The sequence below is a fragment of the Paenibacillus sp. BGI2013 genome (genome assembly GCF_002843485.1).
GTDB lineage: Bacteria > Bacillota > Bacilli > Paenibacillales > Paenibacillaceae > Paenibacillus > Paenibacillus amylolyticus.
The window spans coordinates 70,722-89,136 of the sequence record NZ_PJFA01000009.1; the positions used below are offsets into that span (position 1 = coordinate 70,722).

General features: G+C 44.9%; 3 protein-coding genes. All 3 read right to left on the reverse strand.

Annotation, left to right across the window (positions count from 1 at the left end; all coding sequences use genetic code 11):
* Nucleotides 1–19: 19 nt before the first annotated feature.
* From CXK86_RS21065 to CXK86_RS21075, 3 genes are read right to left on the reverse strand one after another with little or no spacing between them, the layout of a single operon-like run.
* Nucleotides 20–11,962, reverse strand: coding sequence for a non-ribosomal peptide synthetase (locus CXK86_RS21065; RefSeq protein WP_101314513.1), 11,943 nt, complete (start codon nt 11,960–11,962; stop codon nt 20–22).
* A gap of 13 nt (nt 11,963–11,975) precedes the next feature.
* On the reverse strand, nt 11,976–15,830 hold the full coding sequence (locus tag CXK86_RS21070) for a type I polyketide synthase (RefSeq protein ID WP_180361837.1): 3,855 nt from the start codon (nt 15,828–15,830) through the stop codon (nt 11,976–11,978).
* Nucleotides 15,831–15,850: 20 nt separating this feature from the next.
* Nucleotides 15,851–18,415 (reverse strand): non-ribosomal peptide synthetase, encoded by a 2,565-nt coding sequence (locus CXK86_RS21075; protein ID WP_101314515.1) that lies wholly within the window; start codon nt 18,413–18,415, stop codon nt 15,851–15,853.

The following is an 18,415-nucleotide window of genomic DNA, read 5'->3' on the forward strand; positions in this document are numbered from 1 at the left end:
CTTTACAGTCGGCTTGAGATCATTCGAGTATCGGGTTCAGTAGTTTAAAGTAGAGTTGCAAGAGTGACTCTACCTTGCTCTTCCGCCATTTCATTGAACGGAATCCACATACGAAGTGCAGGCTGTCCTCCTGATGAACCACTTGTAACGTGAAGTCGTACAGTTCAGACACCGGCACTCCCGAAGCAACTGCACCAGCGTTATAGAACAAAGGTAATGTTCCTGTACCGGGCTCCTGCAAAAGTGTACTAACATGTTTGGTGTGGAAGGTCTCTCTGCCATCTTGACCCTTGGATTGATGGATAAGCTGGAATAATTCATTAAATTGTTCCAACGAGCCGAAGTCCAGATCAAATACTTGAATATAGTCGGACTGCCCAATGGCTGCATGCACACTTATCCGATCACGGTTGGAGGCCTGTGCGAGAAGGTACGCAAAGCCGGCAAATAAAATATCATCCACCTCCACGTCCCACCTGCTGGCAGCATTCACCACACGATCATAGAGTTCTGCCGATAAGGCAAACTGCAACTCTTCTGTTTCGTTTGATGTTGAATCTCCTTCCACGAAATAATCCATGGACAAGGGAATGCGGGAGCGTGATACATGGATTACATCCATCTCGTCCAACTGATTCTCGATAAATGCGGTAATATCCGAAATAGTTGGCAAATTAAACATGTCGGTTATCTTCACAATTCCCGGATATTGGTCATCAAGTCTGGCATGTGCTTTGATCATCAGAACAGAATCGCCGCCGATCTCAAAGAAATGCTGATTCACACCAATGTGAGCATTGCCAAGTACTTCGCTCCATATCTGTACCAATAGTTTCTCAATATCATTGGCGGGAGCCTTGTATTGGACCTGAGCTGTGTGTAGAGCTGTTGGTTCAGGTAATGCGTTACGATTGATTTTTCCATTTGCTGTTAGAGGGATGGCTTCCAACCGGATAAAGAATGAAGGCACCATGTACTCCGGCAATCTGGATATCAGAAACTCTCGCAATTCAGCAATGGAAACTTCTTGATCAGAGACATAATAGGCACACAGATATTTTTTCTTTTGCTCGTTCTGCCTGTCCATTACATACACACGCTTCAAGGCGTGGTGCTGAATGAATATGGCTTCAATTTCACCAAGTTCCACGCGATGCCCCCTGATTTTGATCTGGTTGTCCTTTCTGCCCAAAAATTCAATGTATCCCTCTTTACGCATGACGCCATGGTCTCCCGTTCTATACAATCGACCAAGGAGCGGATGCTGAATGAATGCTTTCTCCGTTTTATCCAAGTCATTCACATATTGATTTGCAAGACCTACTCCGCCGATAAACATCTCACCTGGAACATCAACCGGACATGGACGCAGTTTATAATCGAGCACATGGAATGTTTGATTCGCCAACGGATACCCGTAAGGGATACTGTTCCACGCATCAGATATTGAATTAATAGGGTAATAAATGGACCAAATACTAGCCTCTGTTGCACCACCGAGACTCACAATGCTTGCATCAGGACACAGATTTCTGACTTTGCCCGGTAACGATAGAGGTATCCAGTCACCGCTGAGCAGTATAAGACGAAGACTGCTTTGATGGTTACCCTCGTTGGTGATGTTTACTGCTCTTTCTATATCAGAACTTTGGATATTTAACTTAGCCAGCGGAGCGGTCTGTGCACCCAGGACTGCTACGGAACGTTCCGATAATAGGGATGGGTCAGCAGCCATTGAGTTTTCGCCATAGGATACCGATACGCTTGGACTTTGCCTGATATAATTTCTGCTGCTCCATTCTTCTGGAGAAGCCATTTCATCGTCTGGCTTCAATCCTGCTTCCACCGTATGAAGCCAGATCTGATTTTCATTTAAATTGAATAACGGTTTTATTTTCTCAAAAGGCATATCTCCAATCGAACACATTCCAATGCCCAACATCTCTCCAACACTGTTTAGTGTGGATACCATAATTCCGGTATCAATAAGGGAGTATAAATAACCTTGCGCGCCATATTTCGGCATGGTTGCTTCCGCGTTGTAAATGAAGAAAACAGTAAACGCTGAAGACTGATAAATGGACCTGTTTGTGTAATAGTGCATTTCATCAGTGAATGACTGATTGCCATGAATAAGGCGTACCGTGTAATCCACTGGACTAAAGTAGTACAAGCCCGCCTCCATTCCCGCAACTCTTCCTTCCTTCACATACACAAACACATCTATCGGATATAGCCCTCCCGCAGAAGGATAGTAATACCGAATTTCCTGTCCTTGATCATACTGACCCAGTACTCCCATCAGATCGGAGAACTGTTTCATGGTGACAGGCTGATCCTCCTTAAAGGAACGATGAGAACGTCGCTTGGAGATGAAATCAGGATATTCAACACCACGCTCCAGTGAGACCTCAAGTGTGGTGTTCTCACCGAAATTACGATGCAACTGTATTTTTTTAAATTCCTCGTATGCCTGTGCATCGTATGCCACCTTTTCGTCATACGGATTGCGGAATAACTGCGTCTGCTTCTTGAAAATTTCCGCTGGCTCCATAAGTCCGCTGACCAAAGCACGTTTGCGAATGAGCAGTTCCATGAGCGAATTCACTTCACTAACAGGTACATTCGGGAAGAAAGAAGCAATCTCGGATTGCCGAATCCCCTTTTGTGCCAAGAAATACAGTTCAGGGAACATACCAGTTGCATATGCAGGGCATTTGAACTCATCCACGTAGATATGCTTTCCATCCATTCGCCACAGCGTGGAGAATGACCAGTGGTACACCGATTCTACTGACTCTTTCTCCACAGCGAGTTGGGTTGACGTCTGAATCTCTTCATCACTTGCCCAACGGTAACTTCGTCCAGCATCGGATTCCAGTCGATCCATGAACATATCCATAATCGCTGGAACCGAATTCCAGATTGTAACCTGATGGCGATCAACGGCCTCTTTCATCATTCGGATATCTCTTTGGTCGGATATAATTACGAGAGCTGCACCCGAGGAAAGTGCACCGAACACGTCATATACGGATAAATCGAAACACATGGAAGATACGCCAAGCATGCGATCCTTCTCATGAACACCGAACTTTCTGTTCATATCCTGAATCGTATTCGTTACAGCCCCATGAGTAATGGCAACACCCTTCGGTCTACCCGTACTTCCTGAGGTATAGATTACATATGCAATATCATCAGGTGTTCCAGATGGCTCACCTTCGAGTAGAGGATAACCTGAAGCCGAGACCTGATCATAGGCATCCACGTCCAATACAATTTGGCAATCACTATTCTTAAGCATGTAAGCTTGCCGATCTTCAGGATAATCCGGATCAAGTGGTACATATGCCGCACCAGTGCGAAGTATAGCCATTACATTTACAATGGTCTCCATACGGCGCCTTGCTACAACGCCAACTCGATCCCCTCGCCCGATCTCCTGTTCAAGTAAATATCCTGCCAGTTGACCAGATCTTCGGTCCAGCTCCGAATACGTCATCCGCTCATCCTCAAACAACAATGCATCCTGATCTGGATAATGTTTGGCCATACGATCAAACAAATGTTGCAATGTTGTTGGCATGATATTTTCTTCTGATTGGTTATACCTTTCCAAAATGCTGCGATCGACTGAAGGAATGTCAGGCCCCGTAATCGTTTCTCCTACAATTAGGCCATCCAGCAGTGCAATATATTGCGCAAACATCGTTTCGACCACCTGTTGGTCAAACAAGTCATCCACGTAATCCCAGGTTAGCGTTAGCTGCCCTCCCGCATCCGAAGCCTGATGATCCAGATATACCTGCGATGTTTGGCTGACCCCAGTTCGAACCTTTCCAATCAGTCCCTGAGTTGCTTCAGATGTCTCACGTTCATTAAAGATCATACTTGTGAAGACAATTGGCATTACAGTCTTGTTCCCCATTTGATGATGCTTGGAGAGATCACGTATGAATTCGATGCCTTCATAATGCCTGTGCTCCAGCGCCTCCAGTATACTGTCCTGAACATGACGCACATGACCCATAAAATCATTCCCCGAAGCCATATCCACATCAATTAAAATCATGGAAGTAAAGTCCCCAATAATATCCTGTATGCTTGGGTGGAATGGATAACGATTGAAGACTGTCAGGTTCAGTGCAATCTTCTGTTGATTGCTCCAGTACGATAAGATCTGGGCATAGGCTGCACAGAGAAGCGCTGAAGGTGTTAGCCCGTGTCCATTAGCAACCTTTTTCAATATCTCCCAACGCTGTGGTTCAAACACTTCATTAAGTCGCTTGAATTTTGGTTCGCTGATCTGTGCAGGATCTGTTTTCAATGGGAGTGCAGGTGCTGCTGGGAACTCCTCTACTCGGGCAAGCCAGTATTGTTTGTCAGCCAGGTACGTATTCGATTTACGGAATTCATTGTAAGCAAGAATATAATCGCGGAATGTATATGGATTAGGCTCCGGATCAATCTCGGGATGATGATAGAATTTCAGTAGATCATTATTGAAGATCTGTATGCTTGCCCCATCAGCAATGAGCAGATCATATCCAAACAACAGCAGATGTGTATTTTCAGATATTTTTTTCGCACGTATCTCAAATAATGGCCATTGCTCCAATTCAAAAATATGATGAGACATACGTTCTCTTTCGGCTATGATCACCCGTTCCATCTCGTCAGGACTCAAACCACTGATATCTTCAATATCCATCCGGTATGCCGGTACATGTGGCAGGATTCGTTGCTCTCCGGTAGGCAGGATAATTGCCCGCAGCATAGGATGATGTTCAATCAACTTAATTAGTGCTTCATTGAAGCGCGTCATCTCCAGTTGAGTTTCGAATTCGAGGTACCCGTGTGTCGAAGTGCCTCCCATTTCAAAAGCCTGACTTCTTCCTGCGACATAAGCCATCTGTACCTCGGTCAGCGGGAATGGTCGGCCTTCAGGATCAGGGCATGGATCATGCTGCGGATAATGAATTGTTCCCACTGACTCTTCATTTTCCACAGAGCTCTCAAGCAGAGCCGCCAGTTCATAAATATCTCTCAGGGCCATAAATTCCTTGAAGCTGAGACGCTGATTGAATTCCTGCCCAATCCGATTCACCAGCTGCACCATTAGAATTGAATTGATCCCCATCTGGAAAAAGCTGTCGTGAGTTCCTACTCCATTCATACCAAATACCGATTCACAGAGTTCAATCAGCTTTTGCTCCGTTGGGCTTTCTGTTCCTGCAAGTACACTGGACTGTTGTCCAAAGGTTGGTTCCGGTAACGCTTTCCTATCAATCTTTCCATTGGGTGTAAGTGGAAATTCAGGCAACTGGATTAAATGCTGAGGAACCATGTAATCCGGAAGTGCTTTTGCCAAAAGACGCTTCATCTCCAATTCGTCATAGCTGCGCTCCGCTGAGTAATAGGCTACCAGTACCTTTGTTCCTTGCATGTCCACTTTATCTATAACGACAGCCTGCTTCACGCTAGGAACTGCAGATAATCGGCTTTCAATTTCTCCAAGTTCAACCCGATAACCCCTGATTTTCACTTGAGAATCCCGTCTGCCAAGGAATTCAATGTACCCTTCTCTTCGCAAGACTCCAAAATCACCTGTGCGGTATAAACGTCCCAATTCCGGATGATTAAAAAATGCATTGTCGGTCCTCACCGGATCATTAAAGTATCCTTGAGCCAATCCTGCTCCACCGATACAGAGCTCACCAATGACATCGACTGGACTCAGGCAACCCCTGTAGTCAAGCGTATAGAATGTCTGATTTGCAAGTGGTCTTCCATACGGGATGCTCTTCCAATCAGACTTGACAGTATCAATGGGATAATAGATAGACCAAATGGATGCCTCTGTCGCACCTCCCAAGCTGATAACCTGTGCCGAAGGAAAACGCCCATGTACTTGCTCTGGCAATTTCTTTGGTATCCAGTCCCCACTGAGCAGGATGAGTCTTAATTGTTCATTGGTTTGATCGGTTACGTAATCTGCCATCAGTTGCATAATGGCTGGAACTGAATTCCAGATGGTTACTTTATGCTGTTGTATCGCGTCGTACATGTCATGAATATCACGCTGATCAGCAATGATCACAAGTGCTGCACCCGTCGCAAGTGCACCGAAAATATCATAGACTGACAGATCAAAGCACATTGAAGAGATACCAAGCATCCGATCTTGATCCGTCACTTCAAACTTCATATTGATATCCCGAATGGTATTCATTGCCGGGCCATGGGCAGTAGCTACCCCTTTTGGAGTTCCCGTGCTGCCAGACGTATAAATAATGTAGGCAAGATCGTCAGGTGCTGCGTTATTTTCCAGTGGCTCCACCGGCAATTCAGCCAATCCCTCAAACGTATAAAGTTCGGGTAATAACAGCATTTTGCAGTTACTATTTTGTAAAATGTATTGCTGACGATCTTCAGGATAATCGGGATCAACAGGCACGTATACCGCTCCTGCTTTGAGAATACCGATGGTATTCACAATTGTCTCCATACCACGTTTGGCCAACAACCCCACCCGGTCTCCCCGTGTTATTCCTTGTTGCATCAAGTAATGAGCGAGCTGATTGGAACGTTCATCCAGCTGTTGATAAGTCAATTGCTGATTACCGTAAATCAATGCTGTCTGATAAGGAGTCTTGGTCGCCTGCTCCATGAAAGACCCATGCAGTGTAGATATAGGAAATGATTGTGCTGTTGCATTAAATGCATTCCAGATGGCATTATCCTGTTCAGGCAAACCTGGTAAAAACTCGATATCCTCTTGCTCACACAGATGAGTAATTATCGCTGTATAATCATCGAACATGGCGGAAAGTGTATCGTAATGAAAAAGATCCTGAATATAGTCCCAGTTAATGGTCAGTCTCCCGTCAGTCTCCATCACCTGATTATCAAGGTAGACTTGGGAGGTCTGACTGATACCCATTTTCAGATCTCCGATATGCTGCCAGCTTCCAATGGCATCCACAAATAATGTGCTAGTATATACAATCGGCATAATGGCGGAAGTACCCGCTTCTCGATGACGGGCCAGTTCTCGAATGAACTCCACGCCGTCATAATGTCGATGTTCCAACATATTGAGCATGCCACTCTGCACGTCTCTTGCTTGTTCCCAAAAAGGCTTGTTTTTTTGTTCGTTAATTTCGAGCAACATGATGGATGTAAAATCACCGATAATTTGATTGGTTTCTTCATGAAATGGAAAACGGTTGAACGCCGCCAGATTGATGGCAAGTCGATCCTGATTGCTCCAACGGGCCAAAACTCGAGCAAAGGCAGTACACAGAAGCGCGGAAGGTGTTACATTTTTTTGCTGTGCCTTATGCTTTAATTGCTCCCACGGATCTTGTTCCAATACCCAGCTTAGCCGTGAAAATTGCGGTTTCTTGATATGTCTGGGCTCCTGCTTCAGCGGAAGTGCTGGAGCGGAAGGGAATGTGTCCAACTGATCCATCCAGTACTTCTTGTCACGTGCGTACATCTCACCCTTTTTCAGTTCTCCGTATGCCATCATATAATCCTTGAACGAAAACTTGAGTGCAGGAAGTTCCTTTTCCGGCTCACGGCAATAATGCACCAGGTCCTCTCCAAGGATCTGGATACTCGCACTATCACAGATCAGCAGATCATAACCGAATAACAGGTAATGCCGTGTATCATCTATTTTAAAAGCTTTGAATTCAAACAGCGGCCATTGGCTCGGCTCAAACACATGATGGGACATTCGATCCCGTTCCGCCTCAATGCGTTTCCACTTTTCCTGCTCATTCAGATGGCACACGTCAACAATTTCCAGTTGATAGTCTGGTACCTGTGGCAATATTCGTTGCATGCCCTCAGGCAATATGACCGCTCGCAGCATTGGATGGCGCTGAATCACTTTTTGCAATGCAGTCTGGAAATGCGTCATGTTCAATTTGGTTTCCAATTCCAGATAATAGTGAGTGGATGTTCCCCCCATTTCAAACCGCTCGTCTCGACCTAACAGATAAGCCATCTGTACTTCTGTCAAAGGGAAGTCTTCATACAGGGTCGCCGGTTCCGGCTCTTGCTGGGGATACTCGGATATCGCTACAGTTTCCTTGAGTGCACCAATCAGATGAATTGCAAGCTTCGCCAGATTCATACCTTCAAAGAAGGTGTGGTAGTTTAGGTGAACATGGTAGCGTACCCGTATTTCAGTAATAATGCGCATCATTGATATTGAATCAACGCCGAGTTCAAACAAGTTGTCATATACATCTAACCCGGTAAACCCGAGAACATGTCCAACCAGTTGGGCAAGTCCCTTCTCCTTAGTTGTATATATACCATTATCTCGTCCGTGCAGTTCAACCTTTTGTTCATATTCAGTTCTCGTCAGCTGGTTGTTATGATAATTCAAATGATTACGTTCCTGTTGAATTCGAGCTGTCATGGCTTCCGAAAATTGGATAACCCTTGACGACTCTAACAACGGTAGGAGTTCACTCGCATAATTGGGCTCACCGATCAACACTCGGCGTATACGACGGCTCAATACCATGTCAAAAGCACTGATCGCTTGATGAGTCGCTAACGTCTTGAATGCTGTATCCACATTCAGACCAAATCTGGCAGCCATCCCGGTTTCCTTCCAGGCAGGCCAGTTAATGGTTAGCGTTCGGCCCGACCCTTTTTCACGGTAAGACGCAAAGCTATCCAGAAAACAGTTTGCAGCAACATAATCGCTCTGCCCCGGTTCTCCTAACATGGATATGCCAGAAGAAAACATAACGAAGAAATCCAGTGGTTCCTGCGCTGTTACTTGATTCAGAACCCAGGTTCCCTGAACCTTCGGTCTCAGAACCTCTTGGAATGCAGTCTCTTCCTTACGGATAATCAAGCCATCATTGGCAACACCAGCGCTATTAATTACCCCATAGATTTGCCCATATTTTGTTCTCAACCTCTGCACAACCTGAGTCATCTGCTCCAGATCGGAGATGTCTGCACTGATTAATTCAACACTTGATCCTCCGGCTTCAAGCTCCATAATGGTTTTCATTCGTTCAATCATTTCCATGGATATTATCTTTGGATCTTCTTCTTGAATAAGCTTGTCCCACACAGTGCGATCAGGCATCGCCGTACGACTGATTAGCGCCAGACGAATGCAGCGTTCATCAGCCAGATGCTTCGCGAATTGCAAGCCAATTCCGCCTGTTCCACCAGCAATAAGATATAAACCGTTCTCACGAATAGTCACTTCCTCATGACTGGCTTCCAGAATGTTGGCAATATCCAATTCTTCAACGTATGACTGATTATGGCGATACGCCACTTGAAAACGGTTATGGGAGCTATTCAATTCTGCATAGATCGTATCCGCATCGGTATCTGAATCCACATCAATGAATCGGCAGGATATTTCCGGATACTCCTGTTCAATGACTTTTGCGAATCCGTTAAGCGTTGCATTTTCCGGTCGTACCTGACTTTCATACCCCGTAACTGCATTCGCTAGGGAGGATATGAATTGAAGCTGAAGTCCCTCTGTCATATGATGATGTAGAATCGCACGGGTCAAGTAGAATGCACTCTGAATTCCACGGTCCTGGCTTAACTTCAATTGTTCCTCGCTTTGTAAATAATCATCTGAATCATTCTCTGCCAGAGTAAACCCGTGAATAATGCGGGTTAGCCCCTGACCCTTCATATCATCCAATAACTGAATGTAATCACTTTCATCACCACGAATCACATAGTGCGAATCATCATACTTCTCGTAACGATCCCCCCAGGCTACCTGAATGACTCGTGCTTCGAGCTCACGCTCCAATCGGACCGTCAAGGCAGCACTGACTTGATCGTTTCCGCGGAAGAGAAGTACGGCGCCTTTCATTTTTGAGACGACAGAATCTCGAGATACGGGCGTGTATCGTTGCCATACAGCTTGATAAAACATGCCCTCTGCCTGTACCTTTTCCGATCTTCTGTTACGTTTTGGAATGTCGATCCAACATCTGTGCGTCTGAAATGCGTAAGATGGCAAACTGACCTTGAATACATTCTGATTCGCATAAAGCGCTTCCCAGTCAGCATCGCCCCCAGAGACATAGTATGAAGCAGCCTGATGTAACGCATTGATGTCTTGCTGCCCACTGTTCATGAATTCTCCAAGAGCTTGTCCCAGCGATACGCTCATCTCATGCCTGGATGAGAGCGACATTCTGAATTCCTGATCCGCTGCCTCCTCATCTTGAACCAGCTTGTGAAAACCGGTATAGATGTGCGAACCATGTGAAGTACCAAATAGCTGTTTTGAACGCTCCAACTGAGTAAGTTTCTGATGCAAATCGATGTTGCTGTTCATTATGATTGCTACCCGATATGGAAACTTTCCTCTTCCCGTGTTGGCGGTATAACACATATCTTGTAATGTTGGCAGTTCATTTTTTTCAAGAAAATAGATATACTTACTGATCATCTGACGTAGCGATTCCTCAGACTTGGCGGACAACGTCAGAATGGATGGACCTGTTACAGAAGTGTTCGCTTGATGCGCTGCAGTTGCCCGATCAGGTGCTTCCTCAAGTACGAGATGACAGTTGGTTCCCCCAATGCCAAAAGAGCTGATACCACACCGTCTTGGAGTTGTGCCATCCGTGTTCCACTCTCGTAGTGTAGTATTTACGTAAACGGGTGATCCACTGAAGTCAATCGCTCTATTTGGCTTTTCAAAGTTCAAGGTTGGAGGGAGTTTTTTATTTTTCAACGCCAGAATTGCCTTAATTAAGCCAGCAGTTCCAGCTGCTTCGTACAGATGACCGATATTGGTTTTAACCGAACCGATCGCACAAAATTGTTTCTTGGAAGTATATTTCTTAAACGCGTTCTGAATTCCCTTAATCTCAATGGGATCTCCCAATTCTGTCCCCGTACCATGCGGTTCGAAGTACGAGATCGTTTCGGGATCAATGTTACCGTCCTCCCACGCTTTTACAATCAACTCAGCCTGAGTGGATGGGTTTGGTACAGTCAATCCGCCAGAACTTCCATCCTGATTGACGGCCAAACCTTTAATTACCGCATAGATCTGATCACCATCACGCATTGCAGCGTCTAGTGGTTTCAGCAATAAAGCAGTGACTCCTTCGCCCATTCCCGCCCCATTTGCAGAATCATCAAATGTTTTGGTCCGGTAGTCTGGAGATTCCATCCCGATTTTCTCATTCTGATTCTCGCGTGTCATAAGATGAAGTTTCACACCGCCCGCAATTGCCATATCACATTCCTTGTTCCGGATGGCCTGACATGCCATGGCAACAGCTACGAGTGAAGAGGAACACGCTGTATCAACAACAATACTGGGTCCCTTCAGATTCAGAAGATACGAGATTCGATTGGATAATATGGAAGCCAAATTTCCCACGATGGACAGTGCACTTGTCTGCATCGTTTCGGTAATATATCGCATATACATATCTTTGATATTGTTGGAAAAGCCTACATAGACACCTGTATTGGTGCCCGATAATTTGTCGTTACCGTATCCTGCATCCTCCATGGCATCCCATGCCGTCTCCATAAACAAACGCTGATTAACATCCGTTAAACTGGCTTCTTTGGGAGGCAAACGAAAGAATTCATGGTCGAATTGGTCAATATTGTCCAGGTACGCCGCTTCGTAATATTGAATATCTCCCTCAGGTATATCCATATAAGAGAGAATAGCGTCCATATCCGATTTTCGTGTCTTGGGAATGGGACGTATGCAATCTACGCCACTCTGGATATTATCCCAGTAGTCATCCAGTGTTTCCATATTGGGCAACTTGGCTGAAATACCGATGATGGCGATATCCTTGACGGGTTTCTTTTCCCCTTCTTTTAGCATTTTCACGATCTGAGCCGCCGTTGTTTTGTTCATCTTCTGGTCCTTGACACTCTCTACCAGGAGCTTCAGAATTTTCTCCACGCTTCACGTCCCCCTACATCTTTTGAAGGTTGATGATTGCTTCATCCAAATCCATTGCTCCACGTTCGATCTCATCGAACAGATTCTCAAGATCTGTATCCCGTTCCTCTTCGAAAGTTTCCTTTTGAGGAGACTGGTGAGGCTTCTGCTTTTCTGTGGTGCTCATATAAGTAGTTAGTCTGGAGATACTTGGATATTCAAACAGATCGGTCAGTATGAGTTTTCCAGGGTAAGTTTTGTCCAATTTCAAGAAAATCTGCTTAATCATAATAGAGTCTGCACCGAGTTCGAAAAAGCTGTCATGTACATTCATCTCTTTAATGCCTAAATATGGTCCAACTATATTCGCAATAGTACGGTCCATCTCCACGGAAGATTCCAATTTAAGTTCATACTCTTCCGTTGGGATCTGAACAGAAGAAGCGGATTCCTTCTTCATTGATATTTGCTTTGCTCTCTCCGGCATTCTCATCAATTTTTGTAACCTTTGTCCAATGTTGGCATCAAGATGAAAGTGGTAGTTATTCAAAATGTTTAAATAGGGTGAGTTCCAGTTCAATTCCCCCACCAGCAGACGGTCGGTCTGTTTTCCCATTATTTCGAACAATCGATCCAATGCCCAATCTTTAGGCATCGCTTTGAATAAGGTGTCAAAATCAAACCCGGCTCTGGAAGCCATGCCTACCTCTTTCCAGGTAGTCCAATTCAGCGATATCGTACGCATCCCTTTGCGGTTCCGCATCGGGGCATAGGCATCCTGATATGCATTCGCGGCGGCATAAGCAGCCTGTCCAGTAGAACCAAATAACGTAGCGACGGACGAGAACATGACTAGAAAATCCGGCTGATCTTCGGCTGTTAGCTGATCCAGCAGATGAGTCCCCTTCACTTTCGGAGCCAGCATTGCTGTAAACTCTTCCTCGGTCATCTGGTCAGCATGTTGTGTACTCCCAACGCCTGCTGCATGGATGATGCCACGTATACATCCAAAACGACTTCTTAATTGTTCAATGGCTTGACTTAACTGATCTGCATCGGCAACATCAGCTCCGAGATACATCAACTGTCCGGCCCGTTTCTCCATATCAAGTAACCGAAGAAGCTTACTTTTTAGATCTGGTGAAGTATTTTTCGCATTTAGAATGATGTCCCAATTGTGACGTTTGGGCAGTGCCGTTCTTGCAATCAAAGCCAGATTCATACGTCCAAATGATAGCAAGCGTTCAGCAATCTCCATCCCCAGACCACCAAGTCCACCTGTAATAATGTATACGCCGTTTTCTTTCCAGTTCATATCAACATCAGGCATGGAACCCACATCAGCAGGTGCGAATTCAGCTTGGTATGCTTGTCCATTTCTAATCGCCAAAGACTTCTTCTCCAACGGCCCCAAAATGTAACGCATATACTGAGAGGTATCCCAATCTTGGTCAACATCTATACAGAAGCATTCGAGATTCTGAATCTCACGCTGTACCGTATGTCCGAAAGCCAGCATCGCCGAATTCTCCGGATACAGAACTTTCTCGTCACCCGTCACTTCATTAGCAAAGCTTGTCACCAAAATCATCTCAACCTGCTCTGCAAAGACGTGTGAGCATGCCTTGGTAAGTCTCCATACAGACATAAGACCTTTGTCCAGCCTGTTTTCCTTATTTTCTACATGGTCAAGTGATGCTAAATGCACGATCCGATAAGGACCTCCAAAGGACACTTCCAGCAAAAGTTTGATATAATCACTTTCGTTATTTCGAATTACATATGTCTGTGCATCCTGTTGAAGGTAAGATGTTCCCAATATCACTTCGATAACTGCTACTCCAGCTTCACGAATTTGGTTCACCAACTGGGTTGCATGTAGCTGTGTATCATTTCGTATTAATAAAACACGTTCAACATTATGGATGCTGGATGAGCTAATCTTGCCGATCTCGCTCCAAGGCTTCCATGACAATGAATAATACATCGCTTCTTCCTCAGTCTGTACCGAATTATCGGGGTTAGTATCAATCCAGCACTTACTCTCCTCAAATGAATATGTGGGCAAGCTCAACTTGTTATAGGTCACATCTGGATAGATTCTTGACCAATTGATCTGAGCACCGCCTTGATAATGTGTGCACAACTCCTCTAGCACGGTTGCTCTATCACATCCTTCGATATGCCAGTTCGAGATAAGTTCTTCTGTAGTGAATAACTGATTTCTTTTCCTAAATGTATCTTGTTCATATTTACCGGTCTTGGGTTCTGCAAGAAAGTCGTTTAAATGCTGCAGCAATTGATCCAACGAACTGACCACCCACACCGCTCGGTGTGCATGATGCTGTCTTCCAGTAGCTGCTGTGCAGCATACATCTCTCACATCGGCCTTCGGGTTCTCATTGATCCACTTCACATATGATTGCACCTGACGGGAGAGATTTCTGGATGATACACTTGAGATCAAAAAGGGATAATGATCATCGCGCCCCAATTCCACTGATATGTTCGGAGCTTCTTCCAGTACGACATGGCAATTGGTGCCGCTTAACCCAAATGAACTGACTCCACATCTTCGAGGAATGGCCGCTCCTTCCCACTCTCTTGAAATGACATTGACATAGACTGGTGATTTATCAAATTCGAATTTTGGGTTTGGCTTATTAAAATGAAGTGTAGAGGGAATACGTTTGGATCTGAGTGCCATAATCGCCTTCAGCAGACCCGCTAACCCTGCACTGTCGTACATATGGCCCACATTGGACTTAACCGATCCTATCGCACAGAATTGTTTTTTGTCCGTAAATCTGCGAAAAGCCGATTGGATACCTTCCAGTTCAATCGGGTCCCCAATGAGCGTACCTGTTCCATGTGCTTCCAAATAGGAAAGACTCTCTGGATGAATTCCAGCATCACGCCAAGCATGCGTCAGTACTTTTTCATGAGCTACCGCATTGGGCGTTGTGATCCCTGCCGAATACCCATTCTGATTCACAGCTGTGCCTTTTATGACTGCATACACATGATCATGTTCCCGCAATGCCTGTTCCACAGGTTTAAGTACAACACTTACTACACCCTCACCCATTCCTGATCCATCCGCATCTTCATCAAAGGTTCTTGTTGTTCCATCACTGGATTCAATACCGATTTTGTAATACTCTTTATCCAGTGGAATCATATTCAGCCTGATCCCTCCAGCGATAGCCATATCACAACTTCCTTCACGTAATGCACGTACTGCCATATCCAGAGCAACCAGCGAAGAGGAGCATGCTGTGTCTACAACCATAGCCGGCCCCGTCAGATTAAGTAGATACGCAATTCTTGCAGGAATGATGGACGAAAGATTACCTACGGTGGCGATTGGTAACATGTCTGGACTTAATTCCTCGACCATCTGTTTGTACTTGTAACCTTCTTGATCTCCGATTACACCCACGTACACCCCAGTTGAACTTCCAGCCAAACGGTCACCGCCATAACCTGCATCCTCAACCGCACGCCATACCGTTTGCAAAAACAATCGTTGGACCGGACTCATCAGCTTGGCTTCCTGTGCACTCATACGGAAGAAGGAATAATCAAATTCATCGATTTCGTCCAGATAAGCTCCGTTCAAATAACGTACATGCTCCAATGAACCTTGCTTGTGAAGCAAGTATTGATCCAACTGGCCCTTTCGATGATTGGGCAATTCCCGTATGCAATCAATTCCATAATCAAGCATCTTCCAAAATTCATCCAGCGACTCTCCGGTCGGCAACTTCGCACCGATACCTATAACAGCTATATCATGTCTATTATCCGTTGTTATATCCATTTCAGTAGTAGTGTCCTGGTCATCTTCTTCTTCCCATTGCTCTCTGTCGAACAATTGATCAAGCATGGCCGTCCCCCTATGAAATTTCATTTCAATTCCGGTTGTACCAATAGTTGAAGTCCTCTCACATAATTGGCAATAAGACGTTTCACACGGCTCTGTTTTAATTTACGTCCATTAAAACGACAGTTGCACTGCAGAATATCACCTTCATCAGACACTAGGATAATCAGATCGTAATAGTTCAGTACATCGTCCGATGCCTTGAACAGATGCTGTTCACCATATAAAGGAATAATTGCCCACTCCGTGCTGCTTGTTCTGATCTGGCTCATCTGCTCGACGGGAAACGCTCGATCCGAAGGCATGGTTATGATCTGTTGATGAACATTTTGAAAGAGCTCTTTCATTGTCTTGTACTGATCGAAATTCAATCGTACAGGTGTGATCATTCTCGCTGTACCATAGGATACGTGCATATCAATAGAGGGTTGTTCTGACAACGTGTGTAACAAGTAAGCATACATAGCTGATGCCAACACATGAATACTGATCGCTTCGGATTGTGCAATCAGTCGCATATCCTGTACCAATGAAGCTGGGAGAGTGAATTGATACGACAAGGCTTCGTAACCTCGATCCGTATGGAAAAAGCCCCGATCCATCCGTACAGGCTCCATTTCCACTCTGTCTTGTCTGATCAGATTCGCCCATGAGACAATAGAGGTATGTGAATACAAGCTGGAAATTGCCATTTTGTCTGGAAATGCATCATCGATTGCCTGATGAATCTGCGTTACTTTTAGCGAATCGAATCCAGCTTCAGCCAGGTTGTCCGTTACTCCGACATTCCTAAGTCCCGCTACGGACTCAACAATCTCAATCAGCTTTTGTTCGATATGATCACGAGCTGGTTGTACTTCTTTGATCTCCTGGATATGGCTTAACATGCTCTGAATAGATTGTTCGATTTCACTAAATTCTCCTGTTTCGTACCGCTCCTGAAGCCTGTAACGTTGAAATTTTCCACTCGTCGTTTTAGGAATTTGCTTAATGGGCAGCACGGACTTGAGTTCAATCCCCATCCGCTGCTGAATATGTGCTTTGGCTTCTCCAACTCTTGGAATAAAAGATGGCAAGTCCTTTTTATACAGTACAAACATTACAACGCTTTCCGATCCTGTAAGTGGATTGGAGACACCACATACAGCGACTTTCCCCAGATCAAACTGCTCCAGTTCCTCCGTTACACGTTCAATATCATGCGGATATACGTTTTGACCATTGATAAAGATAATGTCCTTGATTCTGCCCGTAATGACTATTGCGCCATCATTCATAAATCCAATATCTCCAGTACGAATCCATCCATCGGCTGTACTTGCTTTTTCCGTAGCTGCTGCATTGTTGTAATAACCGCTTGTTACACTCAATCCTTTAATCTGAATACTGCCCAGCACCAATTCCTCGACCGGCTTATCGTAATCATCACATATTCGTACATCACAGTATTGAACCGGCTTGCCTACTTCCACAAAAGAAACAGCATGTTCTGAGCCCGGTTCAACTTCTATGAATGGTTTCCCGGTCTCCAAATATCTTCTGTCCAATACATAACAAGTCAAATCACCGACGTTACCAAAGGAAACACCAACGGTTGCTTCGGCCAAGCCATACGCCGTCAGCATTGTATTGGAAGCCAGCCCATAAGGACTCATCGCCTCCAAAAAATTGAAACAAAGTGCCGGAGATATCGGCTCAGCACCGTTCATAATAAAACGTACCGAAGACAAATCGGTTGATGCAAAGGTTAGTGGATTATATGAATCCAGAAAATATTTATAAGCAAAATTTGGAGCATATAGTTGGGTGACACGGTGTTCAGAAGTTTTGGTTAACCATAATGTAGGGTGACGGATGAATAAGGAAGTCGGCATAATAAACTGTTGCAGACCTTGGAAGGTACTTGTAAGGTGAAACGCAATCAGACCCATATCATGGGTCAGGGGTAACCAACTCAAAGAACGGTCATTAGAGGAGATTTGGGTTGCTATATTCATAGCTTGTATATTTATCATGACATTGCGGTGTGTAATTACTACACCCTTGGTTTGTCCTGTAGAACCTGAAGAAAATTGGATAAACGCTATGTCATCCGGCTGGATGCTAGCTTCAATTCCCTCAACAATAGGTTCTTCTCGTACGTTCGAGTTGCCCTGTACTATAAAGATTCGGGCATGCATTTCTTGGACAACCTCTTCCAGTCCATTCTTCCGGGCAAACTTGTCCAAGCTTTCCGTGAGATCCTGATCAGCAGCAATAAACGGATGATTCAACGTTTTCCACACATTGTAAAGCTTCATTCTTTGCTCCTGATTTCCGCCTACGGTTATCGGAACCGGTATGATTTTTCCAAGCGTGCAAGCCCAAAAGGTGACAATAAACTCTTCTTCCGAGTTCAGTTGGAAGATCAATTCATTACCCGGCTGCATCCCGAATGCTTGAAGTTCTCCTAATCGGATTTTGGCAGATTGCAGAAGGGACTGGTACGATACAACCTTTTCTTCTTTGCTGCCATTCAGAAAAGTAATACCTCTGTCTGTGACTGAACCAAGGGAGCTAAATAATTGAGCCAAGTTATCCATGCTCAT

Bases quoted from the DNA above. Each gene is read 5' to 3' on its own strand.
- CXK86_RS21070 (WP_180361837.1), bottom strand. From the start codon at position 15,830: ATGCTTGATCAATTGTTCGACAGAGAGCAATGGGAAGAAGAAGATGAC.
- CXK86_RS21075 (WP_101314515.1), bottom strand. From the start codon at position 18,415: ATGAGCATGGATAACTTGGCTCAATTATTTAGCTCCCTTGGTTCAGTC.